The organism is Micrococcus sp. GPGPB33 (genome assembly GCF_037853785.1).
Lineage (GTDB): Bacteria > Actinomycetota > Actinomycetes > Actinomycetales > Micrococcaceae > Micrococcus > Micrococcus luteus.
Genome location: NZ_JAQMWO010000002.1, coordinates 1,857,157 through 1,881,767 on the forward strand (window position 1 = coordinate 1,857,157; position 24,611 = coordinate 1,881,767).

General features: G+C 74.5%; 20 protein-coding genes and 2 pseudogenes. 18 read left to right on the forward strand and 4 right to left on the reverse strand.

From position 1 onward, the window contains the following. Window positions 1-27 precede the first annotated feature (27 nt). The gene (locus tag POD19_RS08865) at window positions 28-1,329 is read right to left on the reverse strand and encodes an APC family permease (RefSeq protein ID WP_136939974.1); all 1,302 of its coding nucleotides are present in this window, start codon (window positions 1,327-1,329) and stop codon (window positions 28-30) included. Window positions 1,330-1,474: 145 nt separating this feature from the next. On the opposite strand from POD19_RS08865, the gene aspS reads away from it, so the two are divergent. Continuing rightward, window positions 1,475-3,289 carry an aspartate--tRNA ligase gene (aspS, locus tag POD19_RS08870; RefSeq protein ID WP_136939975.1) on the forward strand — a complete coding sequence of 605 codons (1,815 nt, stop codon included), beginning with the start codon at window positions 1,475-1,477 and terminating at the stop codon, window positions 3,287-3,289. A 23-nt stretch (window positions 3,290-3,312) separates the two neighbouring features. Here the strand turns inward: aspS and dtd are convergent, their stop codons facing one another. The 3 genes from dtd to POD19_RS08885 form a co-directional block, all read right to left on the reverse strand. Further along, window positions 3,313-3,765 carry a D-aminoacyl-tRNA deacylase gene (gene dtd / locus POD19_RS08875; protein WP_036313682.1) on the reverse strand — a complete coding sequence of 151 codons (453 nt, stop codon included), beginning with the start codon at window positions 3,763-3,765 and terminating at the stop codon, window positions 3,313-3,315. 44 nt (window positions 3,766-3,809) lie between these two features. Then, window positions 3,810-5,549, reverse strand: coding sequence for a choice-of-anchor I family protein (locus POD19_RS08880; protein ID WP_020621557.1), 1,740 nt, complete (start codon window positions 5,547-5,549; stop codon window positions 3,810-3,812). A 139-nt stretch (window positions 5,550-5,688) separates the two neighbouring features. Further along, complete coding sequence (locus POD19_RS08885; protein ID WP_020621558.1) at window positions 5,689-6,279, reverse strand: DUF1697 domain-containing protein; 591 nt, start codon at window positions 6,277-6,279, stop codon at window positions 5,689-5,691. Window positions 6,280-6,331: 52 nt separating this feature from the next. Between POD19_RS08885 and POD19_RS08890 the strand changes: the two genes are divergently transcribed. From POD19_RS08890 to carA, 17 genes and pseudogenes are all read left to right on the forward strand, one after another. After that, complete coding sequence (locus tag POD19_RS08890; protein ID WP_020621559.1) at window positions 6,332-7,729, forward strand: replication-associated recombination protein A; 1,398 nt, start codon at window positions 6,332-6,334, stop codon at window positions 7,727-7,729. Between the two features lie 288 nt (window positions 7,730-8,017). Continuing rightward, window positions 8,018-8,464 carry a general stress protein gene (locus POD19_RS08895; RefSeq protein ID WP_036313790.1) on the forward strand — a complete coding sequence of 149 codons (447 nt, stop codon included), beginning with the start codon at window positions 8,018-8,020 and terminating at the stop codon, window positions 8,462-8,464. Window positions 8,465-8,747: 283 nt separating this feature from the next. After that, window positions 8,748-9,374 carry a 30S ribosomal protein S4 gene (gene rpsD / locus POD19_RS08900; RefSeq protein ID WP_036313685.1) on the forward strand — a complete coding sequence of 209 codons (627 nt, stop codon included), beginning with the start codon at window positions 8,748-8,750 and terminating at the stop codon, window positions 9,372-9,374. Window positions 9,375-9,929: 555 nt separating this feature from the next. Beyond that, on the forward strand, window positions 9,930-12,641 hold the full coding sequence (gene alaS, locus POD19_RS08905; protein WP_036313688.1) for an alanine--tRNA ligase: 2,712 nt from the start codon (window positions 9,930-9,932) through the stop codon (window positions 12,639-12,641). A gap of 7 nt (window positions 12,642-12,648) precedes the next feature. Then, window positions 12,649-13,170: a Holliday junction resolvase RuvX gene (gene ruvX / locus POD19_RS08910; protein ID WP_051995205.1), complete on the forward strand. Its 522-nt coding sequence runs from the start codon at window positions 12,649-12,651 to the stop codon at window positions 13,168-13,170. Beyond that, a complete protein-coding gene (locus tag POD19_RS08915) occupies window positions 13,167-14,435 on the forward strand; it encodes an endolytic transglycosylase MltG (protein WP_136939976.1) in 1,269 nt (422 codons plus the stop codon). The genes ruvX and POD19_RS08915 overlap by 4 nt, the downstream gene beginning before the upstream one ends. Beyond that, entirely contained in the window at window positions 14,435-15,358 is a 924-nt protein-coding gene (locus tag POD19_RS08920; RefSeq protein ID WP_036313793.1) for a shikimate dehydrogenase family protein, read from the forward strand. Before POD19_RS08915 ends, POD19_RS08920 begins: the two co-directional genes overlap by 1 nt. 79 nt (window positions 15,359-15,437) lie before the next feature. Then, window positions 15,438-16,673: a chorismate synthase gene (aroC, locus tag POD19_RS08925; protein WP_036336604.1), complete on the forward strand. Its 1,236-nt coding sequence runs from the start codon at window positions 15,438-15,440 to the stop codon at window positions 16,671-16,673. Further along, window positions 16,670-17,374, forward strand: coding sequence for a shikimate kinase (locus POD19_RS08930; RefSeq protein ID WP_044659812.1), 705 nt, complete (start codon window positions 16,670-16,672; stop codon window positions 17,372-17,374). The genes aroC and POD19_RS08930 overlap by 4 nt, the downstream gene beginning before the upstream one ends. Continuing rightward, complete coding sequence (gene aroB / locus POD19_RS08935; protein WP_081097731.1) at window positions 17,371-18,540, forward strand: 3-dehydroquinate synthase; 1,170 nt, start codon at window positions 17,371-17,373, stop codon at window positions 18,538-18,540. Before POD19_RS08930 ends, aroB begins: the two co-directional genes overlap by 4 nt. 120 nt (window positions 18,541-18,660) lie before the next feature. After that, window positions 18,661-19,224 (forward strand): elongation factor P, encoded by a 564-nt coding sequence (gene efp / locus POD19_RS08940; protein WP_002857030.1) that lies wholly within the window; start codon window positions 18,661-18,663, stop codon window positions 19,222-19,224. Then, window positions 19,217-19,669 (forward strand): transcription antitermination factor NusB, encoded by a 453-nt coding sequence (gene nusB / locus POD19_RS08945; protein ID WP_044659811.1) that lies wholly within the window; start codon window positions 19,217-19,219, stop codon window positions 19,667-19,669. The genes efp and nusB overlap by 8 nt, the downstream gene beginning before the upstream one ends. 169 nt (window positions 19,670-19,838) lie before the next feature. Next, window positions 19,839-20,446, forward strand: a pseudogene (pyrR, locus tag POD19_RS08950) (bifunctional pyr operon transcriptional regulator/uracil phosphoribosyltransferase PyrR). Window positions 20,447-20,449: 3 nt separating this feature from the next. Further along, the gene (locus tag POD19_RS08955) at window positions 20,450-21,433 is read left to right on the forward strand and encodes an aspartate carbamoyltransferase catalytic subunit (protein ID WP_036313715.1); all 984 of its coding nucleotides are present in this window, start codon (window positions 20,450-20,452) and stop codon (window positions 21,431-21,433) included. 19 nt (window positions 21,434-21,452) lie between these two features. Beyond that, entirely contained in the window at window positions 21,453-22,808 is a 1,356-nt protein-coding gene (locus tag POD19_RS08960; RefSeq protein ID WP_340309510.1) for a dihydroorotase, read from the forward strand. A 73-nt stretch (window positions 22,809-22,881) separates the two neighbouring features. After that, window positions 22,882-23,430, forward strand: coding sequence for a PH-like domain-containing protein (locus POD19_RS08965; protein ID WP_250161805.1), 549 nt, complete (start codon window positions 22,882-22,884; stop codon window positions 23,428-23,430). Next, window positions 23,427-24,610, forward strand: a pseudogene (carA, locus tag POD19_RS08970) (glutamine-hydrolyzing carbamoyl-phosphate synthase small subunit). Before POD19_RS08965 ends, carA begins: the two are co-directional and overlap by 4 nt. The last annotated feature ends 1 nt before the right edge of the window (window position 24,611 follow it).

Genomic DNA, 24,611 nt, shown 5'->3' on the forward strand with positions numbered 1-24,611 from the left:
GGCGGCGGTGGGTGTCTGCGCGTCGGGTCACCGGCCCCGGCGCCCGGCCCGCACGAACGCGCGCCCGCCCACCCCGATCAGGAACACGCCCGCCATCGCGGCCACGGACATCGGCGGCAGGCTGAGGGCGAGCAGCAGGCACAGGGCCAGGCCCAGGACGTTGACGGCGCGGGGCACGCGCAGCGGGCGCAGCGGGCGCGGCCGGGCCGGGCGGCGGCCGTCGTCGTCCCCGCGCAGGGTCAGGGCGGACAGGTTCGCCACCGCGTAGTAGACGAGCACGCCGAACGAGCTGAAGCCCACCACGGTGAGGATGTCCGTGGTGAGCAGGAGCAGGATCACGGCCGCGGCCAACGTCAGCTGAGCCGTCCACGGCGTGCCGGTCCCCGCATGGACCCGTGCCAGGGGGCGGGGCAGGTCGGACTCGCGGGCCATGGCCAGGGCGGTGCGGGAGATGCCCGTCAGCAGGTTGAGCATGGCCCCGGCCGCGGCGAGGGCGGCGCCGGCCACCGCCACCCAGCCCCAGCCGGAGCCCAGGGCGGTCTCGAGCAGGTCGCGCACGGGCGCCGGGGACCGGGCCAGCCCGGAGGTCCCGAGGCCCGAGATCAGCGCCGTGGCGAGCAGCAAGTACAGCGCCACGGTCACGGCGAGGGCGATCAGGATGGCGCGCGGGATCGTGCGTGCGGGGTCGATGACCTCCTCACCCATGGTGGCCACGCGCGCGTAGCCGGCGAACGCGAAGAACAGGACGCCCGCGCCCATGAGCACGCCCTGCACGGGGGAGTCGACGCCGAGCGCCGCGGCCGAGCCCCCGGGGGCCTCGCGCGCCAGGCCTGCGCCGATGGCCAACACGAGCACGGCGAGCACGGGCACGAGGATCGCCAACGTCGCCTGCGCGGTCCGCGTCACGCCCGCCATCGCCACCCCGGTGAGCACGACGACGGCGGCCACGCCCGTCCACCGGGCCGCGGCGGCGTCGTCGGGGAAGAGGTACAGGCCGAGGGTGGCCGCCATCGCGGCCACCGACGCGGTCTTGCCCGTGACGAAGCCCCAGCCGGCGACGAAGCCGGCCCACGGGTGCAGCTGCCGCCGGCCGTAGACGTAGGCGCCGCCGGACTCGGGGTGGACGGTGGCCAGCTGCGCCGTGGACAGGGCGTTGCACAGGGCCGCGACGGCCGCGACCGCCAGGGCCCCGTACAGCAGGCCGGGGTGGCCGCCGGTGAGCGCGGCCGCCAGGCCGATCGCGGTGAACACGCCCGCGCCGATCATCGAGCCGAGGCCGATCGCGACGGCGTGGAGCAGGGTCAGGCGGCGCTGCAGGGCGGCGGTCATGACGGGGTCCTCCTGGGCTGGGGCAGTGTGGACGGGGCACTAGACTGACGGGAACGGCGCGCGCCCGCCCCGCAGGCGTATCACACGGCGTCGACCATCACATGAACCCCGCACATCGTCCGGCGACCGGACGGAGAGGATCCTCGTGCTGCGCACCCACTCCCTCGGCGAGCTCAACGCCTCGCTCATCGGCCAGACCGTCACCGTCACCGGCTGGGTGGCGCGGCGGCGAGACCACGGCGGCGTGGCCTTCGTGGACCTGCGCGACGCCTCGGGCTTCGCCCAGGTCGTGGTGCGGGACGAGGCGGACTTCGACCCGCTGCGCAACGAGTGGGTCCTGCAGGTCACCGGCACGGTCGAGCGCCGCCCCGAGGGCAATGAGAACCCGAACCTGCCCTCCGGTGAGATCGAGCTGATCGCGGAGACCGTGACGGTGCTCAACACCGCCGCCGCGCTGCCGTTCCAGGTGGACGAGCACGTGGAGGTCGGCGAGGAGGCCCGGCTGCGCCACCGCTACCTGGACCTGCGCCGCCCGCAGCCCTCGCGCATCATGCGCCTGCGCTCCGAGGTCAACCGGACGGCGCGCGAGCTGCTGCACGGCGAGGGCTTCGTGGAGGTCGAGACCCCGACACTCACGCGCTCGACGCCGGAGGGCGCCCGCGACTTCCTCGTCCCGGCCCGCCTGGCTCCCGGCTCCTGGTACGCCCTGCCGCAGTCACCGCAGCTGTTCAAGCAGCTGCTGCAGGTGGGCGGGATCGAGAAGTACTACCAGATCGCCCGCTGCTACCGCGACGAGGACTTCCGCGCGGACCGCCAGCCCGAGTTCACCCAGCTGGACATCGAGGCCTCCTTCGTGGAGCAGGACGACGTGATCGCCCTCGGCGAGAAGATCGTCAAGGCCCTGTGGGCCCTCGTCGGTGTGGACGTCCCGACGCCGATCCGCCGCATGACCTACGCCGAGGCGATGGAGAAGTACGGCTCGGACAAGCCGGACCTGCGCTTCGGCCTCGAGCTGACGGACCTGACCGAATACTTCAAGGACACCCCGTTCCGCGTGTTCCAGAACGAGTACGTGGGCGCCGTCGTGATGCCGGGCGGCGCCTCCCAGGCCCGCCGCACCCTCGACGCGTGGCAGGAGTGGGCCAAGCAGCGCGGCGCCAAGGGCCTGGCCTACGTGCTCATCCAGGAGGACGGCGAACTGACCGGCCCGGTGTCCAAGAACATCTCCGAGGAGGAGAAGGCCGGGCTGGCCGCCGCCGTGGGCGCGAACCCGGGCGACTGCGTGTTCTTCGCCGCCGGGAAGCCGAAGGAGTCCCGCGCGCTGCTGGGTGCGGCCCGCGTGGAGATCGGCCGTCGCTGCGGGCTGTTCACCGATGCCGGTGACGGCGTGGCCGCGAAGGACGCCGACTGGGCGTTCGTGTGGGTCGTGGACGCGCCGATGTTCGAGCCGGCGGCCGACGCCGTGGCCTCGGGCGACGTCGCCGTGGGTGCGGGCGCCTGGACCGCCGTGCACCACGCGTTCACCTCGCCCAAGCCGGAGTTCGCGGACACCTTCGACACCGACCCGGGCGCGGCCCTGGCGTATGCGTACGACATCGTGTGCAACGGCAACGAGATCGGCGGCGGTTCCATCCGCATCCACCGTCGGGACGTGCAGGAGCGCGTGTTCGAGGTCATGGGCTTGTCCCCGGAGGAGGCGAACGAGAAGTTCGGCTTCCTGCTCGAGGGCTTCAAGTACGGCGCCCCGCCGCACGGCGGCATCGCGTTCGGCTGGGACCGCGTGGTCGCCCTGCTGGCCGGCACCGACTCGATCCGCGAGGTCATCGCGTTCCCGAAGACCGGCGGCGGCTTCGACCCGCTGACGGCCGCACCGGCGCCCATCACCGCCCAGCAGCGCAAGGAGGCCGGCGTCGACGCGCAGCCGGAGCCGAAGCAGGCCGAGGCCGAGCCGGAGGCCTGATCCGGGTCCGCGGCGGGCCCGCCTCAGCCGCGCCGCGGACCGGCCAGCTCGTCCGAGTCCACGATCAGCGTGAACGGCCCGGAGTTGGTGAGGGAGACGTCCATCTTCGCGCCGAACACCCCGCGCTCCACGCGCACGCCGGCGGCCTCGAGCTCGGCCGTGAACCGCTCGTAGAGCGGCTCGGCCTGGTTGCCCTTCGCCGCGCGCGTCCAGGACGGCCGCCGGCCCTTCCGCACGTCGCCGTACAGCGTGAACTGGCTGACGACGAGCGCCGGGGCACCGGCGTCGGTGAGGGACCGCTCGCCGTCGAGCATGCGGAGCCCGGCCACCTTGCGGGCCACCTGGACGGCCTCGGCCTCCGTGTCCGTGACTGACACTCCGAGCAGGATCACCAGCCCCTCGCCCTCGAAGGAGCCGACCACCTCGCCATCCACGACGACGGAAGCGGAACGGGCGCGTTGCAGAACGGCTCTCATGCAGCCATTCTGCAACGCGCCCGGAACCGGTCCGCGTCAGCGGATCACTGACGACGGGTCGGATCCACCTCGTACACGGTGGTCGAGCCGGAGACCTCGTTGGCGACGATCAGCAGGGCGGTGCCGGAGGGGGACTCGTCGGCCGGCACGAAGGTCAGGCCCTCGGCGCCCATGTCACCCAGGCCGGCCGCGGCGTCGTCGCCCGCGGCATCCCAGTCACGGTCGTTGACGTAGTCCACGTAGGTGGCGTTCCGCGGGTCGGTGATGTCGAAGACCATCACGCCGCCGATGCGCTCGAGGCCCACGAACGCGTAGGTGCGGCCCTGGATCGTGCCCACCACCACGGACTCGGGCTCGGGGCCCTTGTCATCCGAACGGGAGTCCCCGGACGGGGTCTCGTCGTTGTTCGCGTTGAACGCGTGCTCCGGCAGCTCGCCGGCGGCCACGAGCCGGGCGATCTGCTCTTCGATCATGCCGGCGGAGTCGAACAGGCGGGTGCCGTCCGCGGTGTAGATGGAGAAGGACCGGCCGCCCAGTGTGGTCAGGGAGGAGTGGCACTCGCGCTCAGAGTCGTAGCCGAGGTCGGTGAGCACCTTCAGGCGGCCCAGGGCATCCTTCTTCTGCAGGGCCTTGGCCCCCGGGAACTCGGCGGCGCACAGGTCCAGGTCGCTGACGCGCTCGGAGTCGTTGAAGTCGCCCCACTCCCGCCCGTCACCCTCGTTGGCGGTGACGACCAGGTTCTGACCGCGCCAGCGGTACGTGTCGATGCCGTCGGGCATGGGCAGGCCGTCGACCGGCCAGTGGCCCAGCTCGATGCCGCCGTCCTTGTCCGAGGCGTCCAGCATGCCCTCGGTGGACCAGTCGGTGGGCGTCAGCGCCCAGAGGTCCTCCAGCGTGGCGGACTTCAGGTCCACGACGGCGACGGCGTTGGCCTCCTGCACGGACACGTAGGCGGTGCGTCCGGGCGGGTCGATGGTGACGTACTCCGGCTCGAGGTTGCGGGCCACCCGACCGGCGGGCTCGTGACCGGCGGGCACGGCCACATCGGGGCCGGAGACGCGCACGCCGGCGGGCAGGGCGGTGCCGGCGTCGTAGGCGCGGAAGTCCACGGTGCGCACCGCGTCTTGGGTCAGGCGGGAGAACTGCTGGGCGTTCTTCGGCACGGAGACCACGGAGATCGTGCCCTCCGGGTCGACGGAGAAGTCGTCGGCCGGTTCGCCCTCGTTGGCGACCACCACGTACGCCCCGTTCGGGGAGAAGGCCAGCGAGTCCGGCAGGGCGCCCACCCGCACGCCGCCGAGGTAGCGCAGGGTGGTGGTGTCGAAGAACACGACCCAGCCGTGGTCGGTCTTCTCGGCGGCCTCCACGGCGACGGCCATCACGCCGCCGGAGACGGCCACGGAGTTCACCGTGGCGCCCTTGTCCGTGACGGAGCCGTCCGCGGTGCGCAGGCCCTCGGCGGAGAGGGTCCGCTCGGCCACGGGGGCGGCGTCGGCGCCCAGGCGCATGACGTCGACGGCGCCGCGCTGCGCGTTCACCACGAACAGGCGGCCGGAGACCGCGTCGAAGGCCGGGATCTCGGCGGCGGACTCGCCGAACACGCCGGTCTCGTGGGTGCCGGCGCGGGTGAGCTCGATGCTCTTGCCGGACGGGTTGGCGGCGATGGCGGCGCGCTGGGCCGTGGCCGAGTGCGGGGCGGGCGCGCTGAGGGAGGCCGGGGCGAGGAAGGCCGTGGACAGGGCCGCGGCGGTGACGGCCGTGGCGAGGCGTGCGAGGCGAGGCATGGATGCTCCAGTCAGGGCAGGGAGGCGGAGGACGGGGTCACCCCATCGCACGGATGTGAACGGACCGTGACGTCCCGGCCAGCGCGCGGTGTCCCGCGGGTGTCGACGCCCCGGACGCCCCGCGTGCCGTCCGCCGAGGTCAGTCCTCGCTCGGCAGCCCCGCGAGCACCCGCACCGTCGTGAGGTTCCGGGCCGTGCCGCGCACCCCGAGCGCCCGGTCGAGGCGAGCCGGGGTGAGCGGGGAGTCGGCGACCCCCGCGGCGCAGCGCATCCACAGCAGCCGTCCCTCCAGGGCCGTGCGATCCGGCCCCGCGGGTCGGCCATCCCCGTGGTCGAGCGCGGCCAGGGCGGCGGCCGCCTCGGGTGCGGGGTCGTCCTCGAGCACGGTGAGCTGGGTGCGTTTCGGCTCGCCGCCGGCCCAGGGGAGCGCGTCGTGCAGCTCCAGGGCGCGCCGGAGCGTGCCCACGTCCACGAGGACCACGGGGACGTCGAGGCCGCCCTCCTCACGCGCCCGCCGCGCGAACCCCTGCCGCACGCCCTCGGCGGCCGCGTCGGAGGACGCCCGGAACAGGACGTTGCCGCTGGCCAGGTGGGTCGTGACCGCCTCCCCGCCGGCGGCCCGGGCCCAGCGGATCAGCGTGTCCTTCCCGACACGGTTGCTCCGGCCCACGTTGATCCCGCGCAGCAGCAGGACATGGGTGTGGTCGGCGCGCGGGGCGGCGGGGCTCATGCGGCCAGGATGCCACCCACGCGCCCGCGGGCCGAGGACTACCCTGGACCCGATGGACGACCTCTTCAGCGCCGCGCACACCGGGGCCGACGACGACGGCCCGGCCGGCACCGTGGCCGCCCCGCACCCCGGCGCACCGCTGGCCGTGCGCATGCGCCCGCGCACGCTGGATGACGTGCTGGGCCAGCGGCACCTCATGCGGCCGGGCTCCCCGCTGCGCAAGCTCGCCGAGCCCGATCCGGACTCCGCCGCGGGACCGAGCTCGGTCATCCTCTACGGGCCTCCGGGCATCGGCAAGACGACGCTGGCCCACGTGATCGCCCGCGCCCCCGGGCGCACGTTCACGGAGCTGTCCGCGATCACGGCCGGTGTGAAGGACGTGCGGCAGGTGATGGAGCAGGCCCAGCGCGAACGGGACCTCTACGGGCGCACCACCGTCCTGTTCCTCGATGAGATCCACCGCTTCTCCAAGGCGCAGCAGGACGCGCTGCTGCCGGGCGTCGAGAACCGCTGGGTCGTGCTGGTGGCCGCGACCACGGAGAACCCGTCCTTCTCCGTGATCGCACCCCTGCTCTCCCGGTCGCTGCTGCTCACGCTGCGTCCCCTCACGGACGACGACATCGTCGGGCTGCTGGACCGTGCCGTGACCCAGGAGCGCGGGCTCAACGGCGCCGTGGTGCTCCAGGACGACGCGCGGGACTACCTGGTGCGGATGGCCGGCGGCGACGCGAGGCGGGCGCTCACGGTGCTGGAGGCCGCGGCCGGCGTCGCCCTGGACAAGGCGCGCGAGGCCGGCCGGGCGGGGGAGGGCGCCGTCGCGGTCACGGAGGAGGACGCCGCGCAGGCGATGGACCACCACGTCCAGCGCTACGACAAGGACGGCGACCAGCACTACGACGTGATCAGTGCCTTCATCAAGTCCATCCGCGGCTCGGACGTGGACGCGTCGATGCACTACCTCGCCCGGATGCTGGAGGCGGGGGAGGACCCCCGGTTCATCGCCCGGCGGCTGATCATCTCCGCGTCCGAGGACGTGGGCATGGCCGACCCGACCGCGCTGCAGACCGCCGTGGCCGCCGCCCAGGCCGTGCAGCTGATCGGCATGCCGGAGGGACGCATCATCCTGGCGCAGGCCGTGACGCATCTGGCCACCGCGCCGAAGTCCAACGCGAGCTACACCGCCGTGAACGAGGCGATCGCGGACGTGCGGGCCGGCCACACGGGCGCGGTGCCGGCGCACCTGCGGGACGCGCACTACCCCGGCGCGGCGGCCCTCGGCCACGGCCAGGGCTACGTCTACAGCCACGACGAGCCGCACGCCGTCGCCCGTCAGCAGTACGCGCCGGACCCCCTGGTCGGGAGGGACTATTACCGGCCCAAGCCCATCGGACACGAGAAGCGGCTCACCGAGCAGGTGGCCGCGCTGCGCCGGATCATCCGCGGCGACTGAGCGCGCGCCGGGCCCGAGGGCGGAGGCCTCGGGCGGCCGCGCGGAATAAAGACGCCCGGATCACCGGTTGTCCAGGGATGAGCGGGGCGGTCGACGTCGGCCCGCCGACTCCTCGCCCGCTCGCGCCCCCATGCACCACCGACGCACAGAAGGAACAGAAGGAGCCGCCCCCATGACCCAGTCCACTCCGCAGCAGTCCACCCCCAGCACACCGCCGCGCAGCAGCCGGCCCCGTACGGCCGCCCCGGCGCCGGCGGCCCCGCCCTCCCGCAGGCCGACTACCGCATCCTGCGCTCCGTCCCGGCCTACGCCGAGGCCCAGGCCCTCGTGGACCAGCTCTCCGACGCCGGGTTCCCCGTGGAGCGCGTGCGCATCGTGGGCACCGGGCTGCGCTCCGTGGAGCAGGTCCTGGGCCGGATGACCACCGGCAAGGCCGCCGTCCGCGGCGGGCTGCAGGGCCTGTGGTTCGGCCTCCTGCTCGGCCTGCTCTTCTCGATCTTCGCCCCCGGCTTCGGGTTCCTCTGGATCCTGCTGATCTCCCTGGGCCTGGGCGCCCTGTGGGGGGCGGTCTTCGGGGCGATCGGCCACGCGGCCACCGGCGGCAGGCGCGACTTCACGTCCCTGCAGACCATGGAGGCCGAGTCGTACGACGTGCTGGTCGAGGCCTCCCACCTGGACCAGGCCGGTCAGCTCCTCGGCGCGGACCCCGGCACCGCGGCCACGCCGCGCGCCTGAGCCCCGGCCCGCCCCGTCGTCGTCGCTCTGGTAAGGTGGACCGGTCTGGCAGGCGCTGCGCCCCGGACGCATCCCCCTCGCTCGGATCCCCGCGGACGCCCGCGTGCCCGGGCGAGGGACGCGCAGCGCATCAGTGGATGACGGGCGGCGGCACGCCCTCAGCTCTCCTCAGGATCGCGGGGAGGCCAGGTTCGAGGCCCCTTGACCCGTGCGCCCCGGCGCCCGGACGAGACCTCGAGACAAACCCGAACCGTGCCGCACGTCAAGGAAAGGCAGGTCCACCATGAGTGGCAACCTTCGCACCCGCCGCACCGTGCGGCACTCCCGCGCCCTGGGCATCGCGCTGACCCCCAAGGCCGAGAAGTACATGGAGCGTCGTCCGTACGGCCCCGGCCAGCACGGCCGTGCCCGCCGCAAGCAGGACTCGGACTACGCGGTGCGCCTCAAGGAGAAGCAGCGTCTGCGCGCCCAGTACAACATCCGCGAGGCCCAGATGCGCCGCTACTTCGAGGAGGCCAAGCGCACCGCCGGCCTGACCGGTGAGAACCTGGTCGAGCTCCTCGAGCAGCGCCTCGACGCCCTCGTGCTGCGTGCCGGCTTCGCCCGCACCATCCAGCAGGCCCGTCAGCTCGTCGTGCACCGCCACATCATGGTGGACGGCAAGCGCGTGGACGTCCCCTCGTTCCGCGTGAAGGAGGGCCAGATGATCCACGTGCACGAGCGCTCGGAGAAGATGGTCCCCTTCCAGCTGGCCGCCGCCGGCGCCCACCAGCAGGTCCTGCCCGCCACCCCGGGCTACCTGACCGTGGAGATCGACAAGCTGCGCGCCACCCTCACCCGTCGCCCGAAGCGCTCCGAGGTCCCCGTGACCTGCGAGGAGCAGCTCGTGGTCGAGTACTACGCGCGCTGATCCGCCGCGGCCGGGTCCGTCCCGGACGACGGCGCCCCGCGCGTCCCGCAGGCCCGGTCACCTCTCGGAGGTGACCGGGCCTGCGGCGTCCCCGGGCCCGCCGCCGGGGATCGGCGCCGCGCCCGGTAAGGTGGGGCCGGAATCCCTGCCGTCCGAAGGAGGCCCCCGCCATGCTCCGCTCGCTGCTGCTCGTCGGCGCCGGCGCCGCATCCGGCTGGTTCGCACACCGCGCCCTCGGCGACCGTGCCCACCCGGCCACCGACGCGACCGACGCGCCGACGTCTGACCCTGGCTCCGCGGGGGGCGCGCGGGGTTCTCCGCCCGCCTGGACCCGGAGCGTCTGGCCCGCCAGGCCGGTGAGGCCGCCGCCGACGCCGCGGCGGCCGCCCTGCAGGACGGTGCCCGGCGCCTGGCCGAGCGCGTCCGCGCCGAGGCCCCCTGGGCCGCGCCCTACCTGCCCCACACGGGGCCGATCATCTCCGGGGAGACCGTGGAGCCGCCGTCGCACGGCGCCGCCCGCCCCCAGACCACCACCACGCAGAAGGACACCCCCGCATGAAGTCCCAGGAGATCGCCCGCCGCTGGACCGCCTTCTTTGAGTCCAGGGGGCACCGCGTGGTGCCGTCGGCGTCGCTCGTCTCGCCGGATCCGTCGCTGCTGTTCACGGTGGCCGGCATGGTCCCGTTCATCCCGTACTTCCTGGGGGAGCAGACCCCGCCGAGCCCGCGCGTCGTCTCGGTGCAGAAGTGCATCCGCACCGCGGACATCGAGGAGGTCGGCAAGACCGTCCGCCACGGCACCTTCTTCCAGATGTGCGGCAACTTCTCCTTCGGCGACTACTTCAAGGAGACGGCCATCCCGATGGCCTGGGAGCTGCTGACGTCCTCGGTCGAGGACGGCGGCTTCGGCCTGGACCCCGAGCGCCTCTGGGTCACCGTGTACCGCGAGGACGACGAGGCCGAGCGCATCTGGCGCGAGGACGTGGGCGTCCGTCCCGAGCGCATCCAGCGCATGGGCAAGGACGACAACTACTGGAACACCGGCCAGCCCGGCCCGGGCGGCCCCTGCTCGGAGATCTTCTACGACCGCGGCCCCGCGTACGGCGTCGACGGCGGCCCGGCCGCGGACGACACCCGCTACATCGAGATCTGGAACCTCGTGTTCATGCAGTACCGCCTCTCCGCGGTGCGCTCGAAGGACGACTTCGACATCGCCGGCGAGCTCGAGCACAAGAACATCGACACCGGTCTCGGCCTCGAGCGGCTCGCCATGATCCTCCAGGGTGTGGAGAACATGTACGAGACGGACCAGGTCCGCCCCGTGCTCGACCGCGCCGCGCAGCTGGCCGGCCGCTCCTACACCTCCACCGAGGACCCGGCCGACCCGCACTACGACGACGACGTCCGCCTGCGCATGGTGGCCGACCACGTGCGCTCGGCCCTGATGCTGATCAGCGACGGCGTGCGTCCCGGCAACGAGGGCCGCGGCTACGTGCTGCGCCGCCTCATCCGCCGCGTCGTCCGCGCCCTGCGCCTGATGGGCGTCACCGAGCCCGTGTTCCCCGAGCTGCTGCCGGTCTCCCGGGACGCGATGAAGGGCACCTACCCGGTGGTCGCGGACGAGTTCGAGCGCATCTCCCGGATCGCCTACGCCGAGGAGAAGGCGTTCCTGCGGACCATCGCCGCGGGCACGGCCCGCCTCGACGCCGCGGTGGGCCAGGCCCGCTCGGCGGGCGGCGGCATCGCGGGCCCGGACGCGTTCGAGCTGCACGACACCTACGGCTTCCCGATCGAGCTGACGCTCGAGATCGCGGAGGAGGCCGGCGTCGCCGTGGACGAGGCCGGGTTCCGCGCCCTCATGGCCGAGCAGCGCGACCGCGCCCGCGCGGACGCCAAGGCCAAGAAGTCCGGTCACACGGACACGGCCGTGTACCAGCGCCTGCGCGCCGAGGGCCAGACCCACTTCACCGGCTACACCGAGCACACCACCGAGTCCGTGGTGCGCGGCCTGCTGCAGAACGGCGAGGAGGTCGCGTCCGCGGGCGCCGGCACGGAGCTCGAGCTCGTCCTGGACGCCACGCCGTTCTACGCGGAGTCCGGCGGCCAGGCCGCGGACACCGGCCTGATCACCGGCGACGGCTTCCGCCTCGAGGTGCTCGACGTGCAGGCCCCCGTGAAGGGGCTGTCCGTGCACCGGGTCAAGGTCCTCGACGGGGAGGTCGCCGCCGGCGCGCAGGCCCTCGGCGCGATCGACCTGCAGCGCCGCCTCGACGGCGAGAAGGCCCACTCCGGCACCCACCTGGTGCACGCCGCGCTGCACCAGGTCCTCGGCCCCGAGGCCACGCAGTCCGGCTCCTTCAACAAGGAGGGCTACCTGCGCTTCGACTTCCGCTGGGCCGAGGCGCTCTCGGCCGGGGCCCGCTCCGAGGTCGAGGACGTGGTGAACATCGCCATCCGCGACGACCACGCCGTGCTCACCCAGGAGATGAGCCTCGAGGAGGCGCGCGCACTTGGTGCGATGAGCCTGTTCGGCGAGAAGTACGGCGACCGGGTGCGCGTCGTGGAGATCGACGGTGCCTGGTCCCGCGAGCTGTGCGGCGGCACCCACGTGGGCCGCACCGCGCAGATCGGCTCGCTGACCCTGCTCGGCGAGCAGTCCGTGGGCTCGGGCAACCGCCGCGTCGAGGCGCTCGTCGGCCTGGACTCGTTCCGCCACCTCGCCGCGGAGCGCACCCTCGTCTCCGAGCTCTCGGAGATGTTCAAGGCCCCGGCCGAGGAGCTCAAGGACCGCATCGGCGCCACCCTGGACCGGCTCAAGGCGGCCGAGAAGCAGGTCGCGGAGCTGCGGGCCCAGGCGCTGCAGGCCCAGGCCGGCCAGCTCGCCGGGCAGGCCCAGGACGTCACGACGTCCGCCGGGACGTCGGTGCGGGTGCTGGCGCACCACGTCGGCGACGTGGCCGGGGACCAGCTGCGTTCCCTCGTGCTGGACCTGCGCGCCCGGATCGAGTCGGCCGGCGGCAACGCGGCGGGCACGCCTGTGCTCGTGGCCCTCACGGCCGAGGCCAAGGGCCGGCCCCTCGTGGTCGTGGCGACCAACGAGGCCGCCCGCGCGGCCGGCCTCAAGGCGGGCGCCATGGTCAAGACCGCCACCGGCGTGCTCGGCGGCGGGGGCGGAGGCAAGGACGACGTCGCCCAGGGCGGCGGCCAGGACGTCACGCGCGTCGAGGACGCGCTCGAGGCCGTCGTCGCCGCGGTGCGCGCGGCCTGAGGCGGACGTGAGCGCAGGTCAGGACGGGGCCGCCGTGGCGAGCGACGCCGTGCGCCGGGGGCGCACCCTCGGCGTCGACGTCGGCCGTGCCCGCGTGGGCGTCGCGTCGGCCGACCCCGACGGCCTGATCGCCACCCCCGTGGCCACCCTGCGGCGGGATGCGCGTCGACGTCGTGACGTGGACGAGCTCGTCGCCCACGCACGCGAGCTCGACGTCGTCGCCGTGTACGTCGGTCTGCCGGTGAATCTGCGGGGCGAGCACACGCCGTCCACGCAGGACGCCCTCGACTACGCGGACGCCGTCGCCGCCGCCCTGGTCGAGGCGGGCCAGCCTGTGCCGGTCCGGCTCGTCGACGAGCGGCTCAGCACGGTCTCCGCGCAGGCCGGACTGCGGGCCGCGGGCCGGTCCGTCAAGGACAGCCGCGGCGTGATCGACCAGGCGGCCGCCGTCGCGATCCTGCAGGCCGCCGTGGACGAGCAGCGCCGCACCGGACGCTGGGCCGGCCAGGACCGGGAGCGGATCCGGTGACCGGCGACCGCCAGCACGCTCGGCGTGAGGACCAGTGGGACGATCTGCTCGGCGACGAGGCCGACGTCCACGACGACCTCGACGTGTTCGGCTTCGCCCACGGCGAGGCGGACGAGGCCGATCTCGGCGCCCCGTCCCAGCCGGTCGACGCGGCCGGCCCACGCCGGCCTCGCAGGTTCCTGCGTCGCCGGGGCTCCGGGTCTCACCCGGCCCCGCGGGTCGACCGCGGCGCCGACCGGCGGCGGACCGCGCTGGTGCTGGGCACGGTGCTCGTGGCGTTCGCCGTCGTGGTCGGGCTGATCGTGCGCGGCTTCCTGAGCGGCCCCGACCACACGGCCGTCGAGGGTGACGAGGTGACGTTCTCGGTGGGGCCGGGCGAGGACCTGGGCTCCGTGGCGGCCCGCCTGGACCGGGCCGGCATCGTGGCCTCCGCCCGTGCGTTCGAGCGCGCTGCCCGGGACACGGACAGCGGTCTCGTGCGGTCGGGGGACTTCGTGCTGCGCGAGCGGATGCCCGCGGCCGAGGCCCTCGCGGTGCTCCAGGGCGCCACGGACGGGGCCGTGCACTACGTGCTCGTGGAGCGCGGCCGGCGGCTCACCGAGGTGCTGGACGCCGTCGCCGAGGCCACGGGGCTGCCCCGCGAGGAGCTCGAGGCCGCCGCCCAGGACCCGACCCGCTACGGCGTCCCCGGGGAGGCGGGCACGCTCGAGGGCTGGCTCGACGCGGGGGAGTACCGCCTCCCCGTCGACGCCACCGCCGAGCAGGTGCTCGACGCCCTGATCCGGCCCACCCTCGCCGAGCTCGACGCCCTCGACATCCGCGACCCGGCCGACCAGCAGCGCGTGCTCACGATCGCCTCCATCCTCGAGGCGGAGGCCCTGCCCCAGGACTACCGGCAGGTCGCCGGCGCCATCGAGAACCGCCTCGCCCCGGACAACACCGAGACGCACGGCCTCCTGCAGATCGACGCCACCGTCACGTACGGCCTCGGCGTGCGCAGCCTCAGCTTCACCTCGGGCCAGCGCCAGGACGCCTCGAACCCCTACAACACGTACGTGCACCCGGGCCTGCCACCGGGTCCGATCGGCATGCCCTCCGACGCGGCCGTCGAGGCCGCCCTCGACCCGGCCGAGACGGACGCCTACTACTGGGTGACCACGGACATCGGCACCGGCCACACCGAGTTCTCCCGCACCTATGAGGAGCACCAGCAGCACGTGCGCACCCTGCAGCGCTACTGCGCCTCCAATCCGGGGGTGTGCTGATGCGCCCCGTGCTGCGCGCGGCGGTCCTGGGCCGGCCGATCGCCCACTCGCTCTCCCCGGTGCTGCACACGGCCGCCTACCGGGTCCTGGGCCTCGACGTCGACTACGGCCGCCGTGACCTGGGCGAGGACGAGGTGCTCGCCTTCGCGGCCGAGCACCTCGGCGCCCCGGGCGCGGCCGACGGCGGCGCGGCCGCGGCCCGCGGGCAGGACTGGCTCGGCTGCTCCGTCACCATGCCGCTGAAGCGGGCGGTCGTCGCCGCCGCCGGGCACGTCAGCGACCGTGTCCGGCTCCTGGGCAGCGCGAACACCCTCGTGCGCGACCACCCCTCCGCGCCCGGGGTCGTCCACGCCGAGAACACGGACGTGGACGGCATCCTCGGCGCCCTCGCCGCGGCCGGCCTCGACCGTGCCGCCCGGGGCGGGACCCTCGGCGTCCTCGGGAACGGGGGGACCGCGACGGCGGCCGTCCTCGCCGCCGCCACGCTCGGCGCGGACGCGGTGCTCTTCGGCGTCCGCGACGCCGCCCGCGCCGCCGAGGTGACGGCCCTGGCCGACGCGCTCGGGCTGCGCTGGGCGACCCTGACCCAGGCGGATCTGCTCCGGCGGGCGCCGGGGCTGCGTGCCGTCGTCGCCACCCTGCCGCCGCGCGCCGCGGACGCCCTGGCCGCACACGTGCCGGCCGACGCCGCCCTGCCGCCCCTGCTGGACGCGGCCTACGACCCGTGGCCTTCCGTGCTGGCGTCCGCCTGGTCCCGGGAGGTCGGTCCGGTGGCGTCCGGGCTGTCCATGCTGCTGCACCAGGGCATCCAGCAGGTCCGGCTGTTCACGGCCCGGCCCCGCGCCGCGGCCGGGATGCCCGAGCCGGACTGGGCGGCGGTGACGCGCGCCGCGGCGGACGCCCTGGGGCCGGCCGCCGGCTGAGTGCCGGACGCCGCACCCGGCGCGTCCCGTCCGGTCACACGTGGCGGCGCGGTGCCCCGTGCGTGAGAGACTGCACGCCATGGTGCGCTGGTTGACAGCGGGGGAGTCTCACGGCCCCGCGCTCACAGGAATCGTTGAGGGACTGCCGGCCGGGATCCCGGTCACGACGCAGGACGTGCAGGACGCGCTCGCGCGCCGCCGCCTGGGGTACGGGCGCGGCGCGCGCATGAAGTTCGAGCAGGACGCGGTGACGATCCTCGGCGGCGTCCGCCACGGCCGCACCCTCGGCTCGCCCGTGGCGATCCAGGTGGGCAACACGGAATGGCCCAAGTGGGAGAAGGTGATGGCCGCCGATCCCGTCCCCGCGGAGGAGCTCGACGGTCTGGCCCGCAACGCGGCGCTCACCCGCCCACGGCCCGGCCACGCCGACCTGACCGGCATGCAGAAGTACGGCTTCGACGAGGCCCGCCCCCTCCTCGAGCGCGCCTCGGCCCGTGAGACCGCCGCCCGTGTGGCCCTGGGCACCGTCGCCCGCGCCTTCCTCGGCGAGCTCGGCGTGCGGATCGTCTCCCACACCGTGGCCTTCGGGGAGGCCGCCCTGCCGGAGGGCCACCCGTTCCCCGTCCCCGAGGACGAGGCCCGCCTCGACGCCGACCCGGTCCGCTGCCTCGACCCGCAGACCTCCGCGGCGATGGTCGCCGAGGTCGACGACGCCCACCGCGCCGGGGAGACCCTCGGCGGCGTCGTGGAGGTGCTGGCGTACGGCGTGCCGATCGGCCTGGGCTCCCACGTCCACTGGGACCGCCGCCTCGACGCGCGGCTGGCGGGGGCGCTCATGGGCATCCAGGCGATCAAGGGCGTGCAGGTCGGCGACGGGTTCGCCACGGCCGCCCGACGCGGCACCGCCGCCCACGACGGGATCGCCCGCGGCGCGGACGGCCGCCCCCGGCGCACGACCGACCGGGCCGGCGGCATCGAGGCCGGCATGTCGACGGGCGAGCTGCTGCGCGTGAGCGCCGCGATGAAGCCGATCGCCACGGTGCCGCGCGCACTGCCCACGGTCGACGTCGCCACGGGCGCGGAGACCACGGCCCACCATCAGCGCTCCGACGTGGCGGCCGTGCCCGCCGCGGGCATCGTCGCCGAGGCCATGGTCGCCCTCGTCCTGGCCGACGCGATGCTCGAGAAGTTCGGCGGCGACTCCGTGGCCGAGACGCGCCGCAACCTCGAAGCGTTCCAGGCCGCGGTCCCCGCCCTGCCGGAGCCGGGCGCCGACGTCGTGGCGGACGGCCCGATGGGCGACCCCCTGCCGTGACCGACACCCCCGGGACCGCGCCGGCCCCGGGACCGGACCCGAGCACGCGTCCCGTCCCCGGGCCCGTCACCGTGTGCCCGTGGGAGGGCATGATCGGTGCCCTCGAGGCGCGCCTGACGGCCGCGGCCACGGTGGCCGCCGCGGCCGACGAGGACCCGGCCGCGCGCCCGGCCCGCCGGATCGTCCTCGTCGGCCCGATGGGGGCCGGGAAGACGACGGTCGGCCGGGCCCTGGCCGCCGTGACCGGGCTGCCCTTCGTGGACTCCGACGAGCTGTTCACCCAGGTGCACGGCCCGATCCCGGAGTTCTTCGCCGAGCACGGCGAGGCCGCGTTCCGGGCGGAGGAGGCGCGCGTCATCGGCCATGTGCTCGGCCGACCCGCCCCGTGCGTCCTCTCGTGCGGCGGCGGCGCCGTCCTGCATCCGGGCACCCGCCGCGCGCTGGCCGGGCCGGACTCCGACGTCGTCTACCTCGCGGTCGGAGAGGAGGAGGCGCTGCGCCGCGTGGGCGGCGGCGCGGGCCGCCCCGTCCTGGCCGGAGACCCCGCCGGGACCTGGCGGCGCATCCTCGCCGAACGCGAGGGGCTGTACCGCGAGGTCGCCGACCTCGTGCTCGACACCACAGGCCTGACGGCCGCCGAGGCGGCCTGGCGTATCGTGGGGGACGCCCACCGCCCCCGAAGGAGTGAGTCACACCCATGACCGACCGTGAGCCGGACATCACCGAGCAGGAGACCCCGGGGGCGGCGCCCGCGGCCGCTCCGGCCGCACCCGAGGACGTGACGGTCATCCCCGTGGCCGGCGGCCACGAGGCGGCCGTGCACGGCGGCTACGACGTGGTGGTGGGCCGGGGCCTGCTCGCGCGCCTGCCGGACATGCTCGGCCCGACCGTCCGACGCGTGCTGGTCATCCATCCGCGCGCCCTCCGGGCCACCGGCGACGTCGTCAAGAACGACCTCGAGGCCGTGGGCCTGACCGCACTGACCGCCGAGATCCCGGACGCCGAGGAGGGCAAGCACCTGCAGGTGGCCGGGTTCTGCTGGCAGGTGCTCGGCCAGAACGACTTCACCCGGTCGGACGCGATCGTCTCCGTGGGCGGCGGCGCCGTGTCCGACCTGGCCGGCTTCGTGGCGGCCACGTGGCTGCGCGGCGTCCGCGTCGTGCACATGCCCACCACCCTGCTGGGCATGGTGGACGCGGCGGTGGGCGGCAAGACCGGCATCAACACCGCCGAGGGCAAGAACCTGGTGGGGGCGTTCCACAATCCGGCCGGCGTGCTGGCGGACCTGGACACGCTGCTCACCCTGCCGGCCAACGAGCTGATCTCCGGCCTGGCCGAGGTCGTGAAGTGCGGCTTCATCGCCGACCCCGCGATCCTCGACCTCATCGAGGAGGACCCGGCCCAGGCCCAGAACCCGCACTCCGCGCGGCTGCGCGAGCTGATCGAGCGTTCGATCCGGGTCAAGGCGGACGTCGTCTCCCGCGACCCCCGCGAGTCGGGCGCCCGCGAGGCGCTGAACTACGGCCACACGATGGGGCACGCGATCGAGCTCGCCGAGCGCTACCAGTGGCGCCACGGCGCCGCGGTGTCCGTGGGGCTGGTCTTCGCGGCCGAGCTGGCCCGCTCCCTCGGCCGGCTCGACGACGCCACCGCGGACCGCCACTGGTCGGTGCTGACGGCCCTGGGCCTGCCCGTCTCCTACCGCGGGGACCGGTGGCAGACCCTGCTCGAGGGCATCCGCCGGGACAAGAAGAACCGCGGCGACCAGCTGCGCTTCGTCCTGCTGGACGGGCTCGCGCAGCCCACCACCGTGGACATCCCGGACGCGTCCCTGCTCTTCGCGGCGTACCAGGAGATCGCAGAGTGAGCCGCCGCTGACCCCGGCCCCGCGCGGGGCCTCCCGTAGACTGGCCCGCGCACATCCAAGACCCCACCCACTGCAGGCGGACCCGTGACGGTCCGCGAGACCGATCGGGAGCACACACACGTGGCAACGAGCAACGACATCAAGAACGGCGCCGTCCTGAAGCTGGAGGGCCAGCTCTGGAACGTCACCGAGTTCCAGCACGTCAAGCCGGGCAAGGGCGGCGCGTTCGTCCGCACCAAGATGAAGAACATCACCACGGGCAAGGTCGTGGACAAGACCTTCAACGCCGGCGCCAAGGTCGAGTTCGCCACCGTGGACCGCTCCGACTACCAGTACCTCTACCAGGACGGCGCGGACTACGTGTTCATGGACGTCAAGGACTACGACCAGATCACCGTGCCCGGGGCCGTGGTCGGCGACGCCGCGAAGTACATGCTCGAGAACACCCAGGTGGTCATCGCCCTGCACGAGGGCACGCCGCTGTACCTCGAGATGCCGGCGTCCGTGGTCCTGGAGATCACCTACACCGAGCCGGGCCTGCAGGGGGACCGCTCGTCCGCCGGCACCAAGCCCGCCACCGTGGAGACCGGCGCCGAGATCCAGGTGCCGCTCTTCGTCGAGCAGGGCACCCGCGTCAAGGTCGACACCCGCACCGGCGACTACCTCGGCCGCGTCAATGACTGAGCGGGCCTCCGCCGGCTCCGCTGCCAAGCGGGGGACCACGGCGCGCAGCCGCTCCCGGCAGCGTGCGGTGGAGATCCTGTTCGAGGCCGAGCAGCGGGGCTCCAGCGCGCTGGAGGGCATCCGCACCCGCCGCGAGAGCACCGATCTGCAGGTGAACGCCTACACCCAGCGGCTCGTGGAAGGCGTCATCGCGGACCAGGAGCGGCTCGACGAGGCCCTGAGCTCCTACTCCCGCGGCTGGTCCCTGGACCGCATGCCCGCCGTCGACCGGGCGATCCTGCGCGTGGGGGCCTGGGAGCTGCTGTTCCAGGACGACGTGCCGGACGCCGTCGCCATCTCCGAGGCCGTCGCCCTGGCCGCCCAGCTGTCCACGGACGACTCGCCCGAGTTCGTCAACGGTCTGCTCGGCCGCCTGCAGCAGGTCAAGCCGACGCTGCTCGCCTGAGCCGCCGAGAGCTCCGTCACGAGGCCCGTCCCGCACCGCGTCATCCGCGCCGTGGGGCGGGCCTCGCTGGTAGAGTCGGCGACGTTCCGCGCGGGGGCCCACCGGCGCCCCGGGACGGACCACGCATCCTTTAAGAGCCGTCCTGTGAGGCGGGGAAGGAGGCGCCGGCATGGGAACTGACCCCGCCGCACCTCGTGCTGCCCGGACCGTGCTGTCCACGTCCGAGATCGACCGGGCGCTGACCCGGATCGCCCACGAGATCCTCGAGTCCAACAAGGGCGCCGAGGGTCTCGTCCTGATGGGGATCCCGCGCCGCGGGGCCCCCTGGCCCGGCGGCTCGGCGCCCTGCTGGCCCGCATCGAGCCGGCCTTCGACCCCACCGCCGCCGTCGGTGAGGTGGACGTGACGCTCTACCGGGACGACCTCCGCCGCGGCACGGCCCGCACCCCGATGCCCACCCGCCTGCCCGAGGTCCCCCTCGACGGCGCCGTCGTCGTGCTCGTGGACGACGTCCTCTTCTCCGGCCGCACCGTCCGGGCCGCCCTCGACGCGATCGCCGACCTGGGCCGCCCCGCCGCCGTGCGCCTGGCCGTCCTCGTGGACCGCGGGCACCGCGAGCTGCCCGTCCGGGCCGACTTCGTGGGCAAGAACCTGCCGACCTCCACCGCCGAGCGCGTCCAGGTCCGGCTCATGGAGGTCGACGGCCCCGAGGGCACCGGCGAGGTCACTGAGGACGCCGTGAGCATCGTCGACCGTGTCGCGACCCGGGAGGGTTGAGCCGTGCGCCACCTGCTGTCCACCGCCGACCTCTCCCGCGCCGACGCCCTCGCCGTCCTCGACACCGCCGAGGAGATGGCCGCCGTCAACCAGCGCGAGGTCAAGAAGCTGCCCGCCCTGCGCGGCCGCACCGTGGTGAACCTCTTCCTCGAGGACTCCACCCGCACCCGCATCTCCTTCGAGGCCGCCGCCAAGCGGCTCTCCGCGGACGTGATCAACTTCTCCGCGAAGGGGTCGTCCGTCTCCAAGGGGGAGTCGCTCAAGGACACCGTCCAGACGCTCGAGGCCATCGGCGCGGACGCCATCGTGATGCGCCACTGGTCCTCGGGCGCGGCCCGCCAGCTGGCCGACTCCGGCTGGGTGCGCTCCGCCGTCGTGAACGCCGGCGACGGCACCCACGAGCACCCCACCCAGGCCCTCCTGGACGCCTTCACCCTGCGCCGGCGCCTCGCCGCGGCGACGGGAGAGGACCTGGTCGGCCGGGACCTGACCGGCATGCGCGTGGTGATCGTGGGGGACATCCTGCACTCGCGCGTGGCCCGGTCCAACGTGTGGCTGCTCAGCACGCTGGGCGCACAGGTCACCCTGGCCGCCCCGCCCACCCTGCTGCCCGTGGGCGTGGCCGCGTGGCCGTGCCAGGTCACCTACTCGCTGGACGAGGCCCTCGACGCCGGCCCCGACGCCGTCATGATGCTCCGCGTCCAGGCCGAGCGGATGGGCGGCGCCTTCTTCCCGTCCGCAGGGGAGTACACCCGGACCTGGGGGCTGACCGATGACCGCTTCGCCCGCCTCACCGCCGGCCGGGGCGCCCTGCTCGACGAGCCCGTGGTCATGCACCCCGGCCCGATGAACCGCGGCCTGGAGATCAGCCCGGCGGCGGCGGACTCGCCCCGCAACACCGCCCTCGAGCAGGTCGCCAACGGCGTGTCCGTCCGCATGGCGGTCCTGCACCTCGTCCTCAACCACGACCAGGAGGTCCGCCCGTGAGCGCCCCCAGCCCCGCCCCCTGCTGCTGCGCAGCGCGCGCCTGACCACGGGCGAGACCGCCGACGTGCTCGTCGCCGAGGGCCGGATCGCCGCCCTCGGCCCGGACGCCGCGACCCACGCCGCCGGCCTCGACCCGGCCCCCGAGGAGGTCGACTGCGCCGGCCTGGTGCTGCTGCCCGGGCTCGTCGACCTGCACACCCATCTGCGCCAGCCCGGCAAGGAGGACGCGGAGACGGTCGAGACCGGCACCCGCGCCGCCGCGATGGGCGGCTTCACCTCGGTCCACGCGATGGCCAACTCGACGCCGACGGCCGACACCGCCGGCGTGGTGGAGCAGGTGTGGCGGCTGGGCCGGGACGCGGGCTGGTGCGATGTGCACCCCGTGGGCGCGGTGACCGTGGGCCTGGCCGGCGAGGCCCTGGCCGACCTCGGCGCGATGGCCGACTCGCAGGCCCGCGTGCGGATGTTCTCCGACGACGGCATGTGCGTCCACGACGCCGTGCTGATGCGCCGTGCGCTCGAGTACGTGAAGTCCTTCGGCGGCTTCGTGGCCCAGCACGCGCAGGAGCCGAACCTCACCGCCGGCGCCCAGATGAACGAGTCCGAGCTCTCCGGCGTCCTCGGCCTGGCCGGCTGGCCCGCCGTGGCGGAGGAGGCCATCATCGCCCGTGACGTGCTGCTGGCCCAGCACGTGGACTCCCGCCTGCACGTGTGCCACGTCTCCACGGCCGGCTCCGTCGAGCTGATCCGCTGGGCCAAGGCCCAGGGCGTGGCCGTGACCGCCGAGGTCACCCCGCACCACCTGCTGCTCACGGAGGAGCTCGTCCGATCCTACGACCCCGTGTTCAAGGTCAACCCGCCGCTGCGCCGCGAGTCCGACGTCCTGGCCCTGCGCGCCGGCCTGGCCGACGGCACCATCGACACCGTGGGCACCGACCACGCCCCGCACACCGCCGAGACCAAGCAGTGCGAGTGGACGGTCGCGGCGATGGGCATGACGGGCCTCGAGACCGCCCTGTCCGTGGTGCAGCAGGCGATGGTGGACACCGGCCTGATGGACTGGGCGGGCGTCGCCCGCGTGATGTCCACGGCGCCGGCCCGGATCGCCGGCCTGACCGACCAGGGCCAGGCCGACGAGCGCGGCGTCCCGCGCGTCGGCGCCGTGGCCAACCTCGTGCTCGTGGACCCGCGGGCCCGCCGCACCGTGGACCCCGAGCAGCACCTGACGAAGTCCCGCAACAGCCCGTACCGGGGCATGGAGCTGCCGGGCGCGGTGCGCCACACGGTCTATCGCGGCGCCCGCGTCGTCGCCGACGGCGCCCCCGCCCGGCCGTACCGCCACCCGGCCCTGACGGAGACGGGGGAGCGCGCGTGAGCATCACCCCCTGGCCGCCGCCCTGGCGGCCCGACCCGTCCCCCCGCGGACCCCGACGAAGGACTACGCGGACGTGTGGCTGCCGGTGACCCTGGGCACCCTGGCCGTCGTCCTCGTGCTGCTCGGCCTGCTGGCCCTCGGGTGGCGGGCCCGCCGCCGGGCGCAGGCCGGGATCCCGGCCCCGGCCCCCGTGCCGACGGCCCTCTACGACGCCGAGCCGACGCTGTCCGCGGAGGGCATGCACGTGGGCACGGTGCGCGGCGAGGACCGACTGGACCGCGTGGCGGTGCACGGCCTGGGCCTGCGCTCGCGCGCCGTCCTCGAGGTCCACGACGCCGGCGCCCACCGCGGCCTGCTCGTGCTCCGCCCCGGGGCCGCCAACCTGTTCATCCCCGCGGACGACCTCGTCGAGGCCGGCCTGTCCGCGGGGATCGCCGGCAAGTTCGTCGAGCCGGGCGGGCTCGTCGCCTGGGGCTGGCGCCTCGGCGACGTCGAACTCACCTCCGCCTTCCGCCCCGACCGCCCCGAGGACCGCGACCGGCTCCTCGCCGCCCTGCAGACCATCATCGACCCCGCCCCGGCCGACCCGGCCGGCCGCGCAGGAGAAGGAGACCCCCGATGAGCACCCCCACCGACGACCTGGCCCTGCTCGTCCTCGAGGACGGCACCGTCCACCGCGGCCGGGCCTACGGCGCCCGCGGCCGCACCCTGGGCGAGGCCGTGTTCACCACGGGCATGACCGGCTACCAGGAGACCCTCACCGACCCGTCCTACGCGGGGCAGATCATCGTGCAGACCTCCCCGCACATCGGCAACACCGGGGTCAACGACGCCGACCGCGAGTCGCGGGCGATCTTCGCCGCCGGCTACGTGGTCCGCGACGCGGCCCGGCGTCCGTCCAACTGGCGCGCCGAGCGCACCCTCGACGAGGAGCTCGAGACGTTCGGCGTCGTCGGGATCCGCGAGGTCGACACCCGGGCCATCACCCGCCGCCTGCGCACCGAGGGCTCGATGCGCGCCGGCGTGTTCTCCGGCGAGCACGCCGCCCGCCCGGAGGCCGAGCTGCTGGCGGAGGTGCGCGCCCAGCCGTCGATGGCCGGCGCCCGCCTCGCGGAGTCCGTCACCACGGAGCAGCCGTACGTCATCGAGCCGGCCGAGCACGGCTGGGAGGGCGAGCCGATCGCCGAGATCGCCGCCCTCGACCTCGGCATCAAGGCCGCCACGCCGCGGCACCTGGCCTCCCGCGGCATCCGCGTGCACGTGCTGCCCGCGGCCACGGACCTGGCCGGCATCCGCGCCGTGGACCCGGACGGCGTCTTCCTGTCCAACGGCCCCGGCGACCCGGCCACGGCAGACGCCCAGGTGGAGCTGCTGCGCGAGGTCCTCGACGCCGGCCTGCCGTTCTTCGGCATCTGCTTCGGCAACCAGATCTTCGGCCGCGCGCTCGGCTTCGACACCTACAAGCTGAAGTTCGGCCACCGCGGCCCGAACCAGCCGGTGCTGGACAAGGCCACGGGCCGCGTGGCCATCACCTCCCAGAACCACGGCTTCGCCGTGGACGCCCCCTCGGCGAGCCGATCGAGGCGCCGGAGTCGCGCTTCGGCCGCGTCGAGGTCTCCCACTGGTCCCTGAACGACCAGGTCGTCGAGGGCCTGCGCCTGCTCGACCGGCCCGCCTTCTCCGTGCAGTTCCACCCGGAGTCCGCGGCCGGCCCCAACGACACCCTCGACCTGTTCGACCGCTTCGTGCAGCTGCTCACCGAGCACCGCGCCGCCACCACCCCCGCCACCGAAGGAGCCTGAT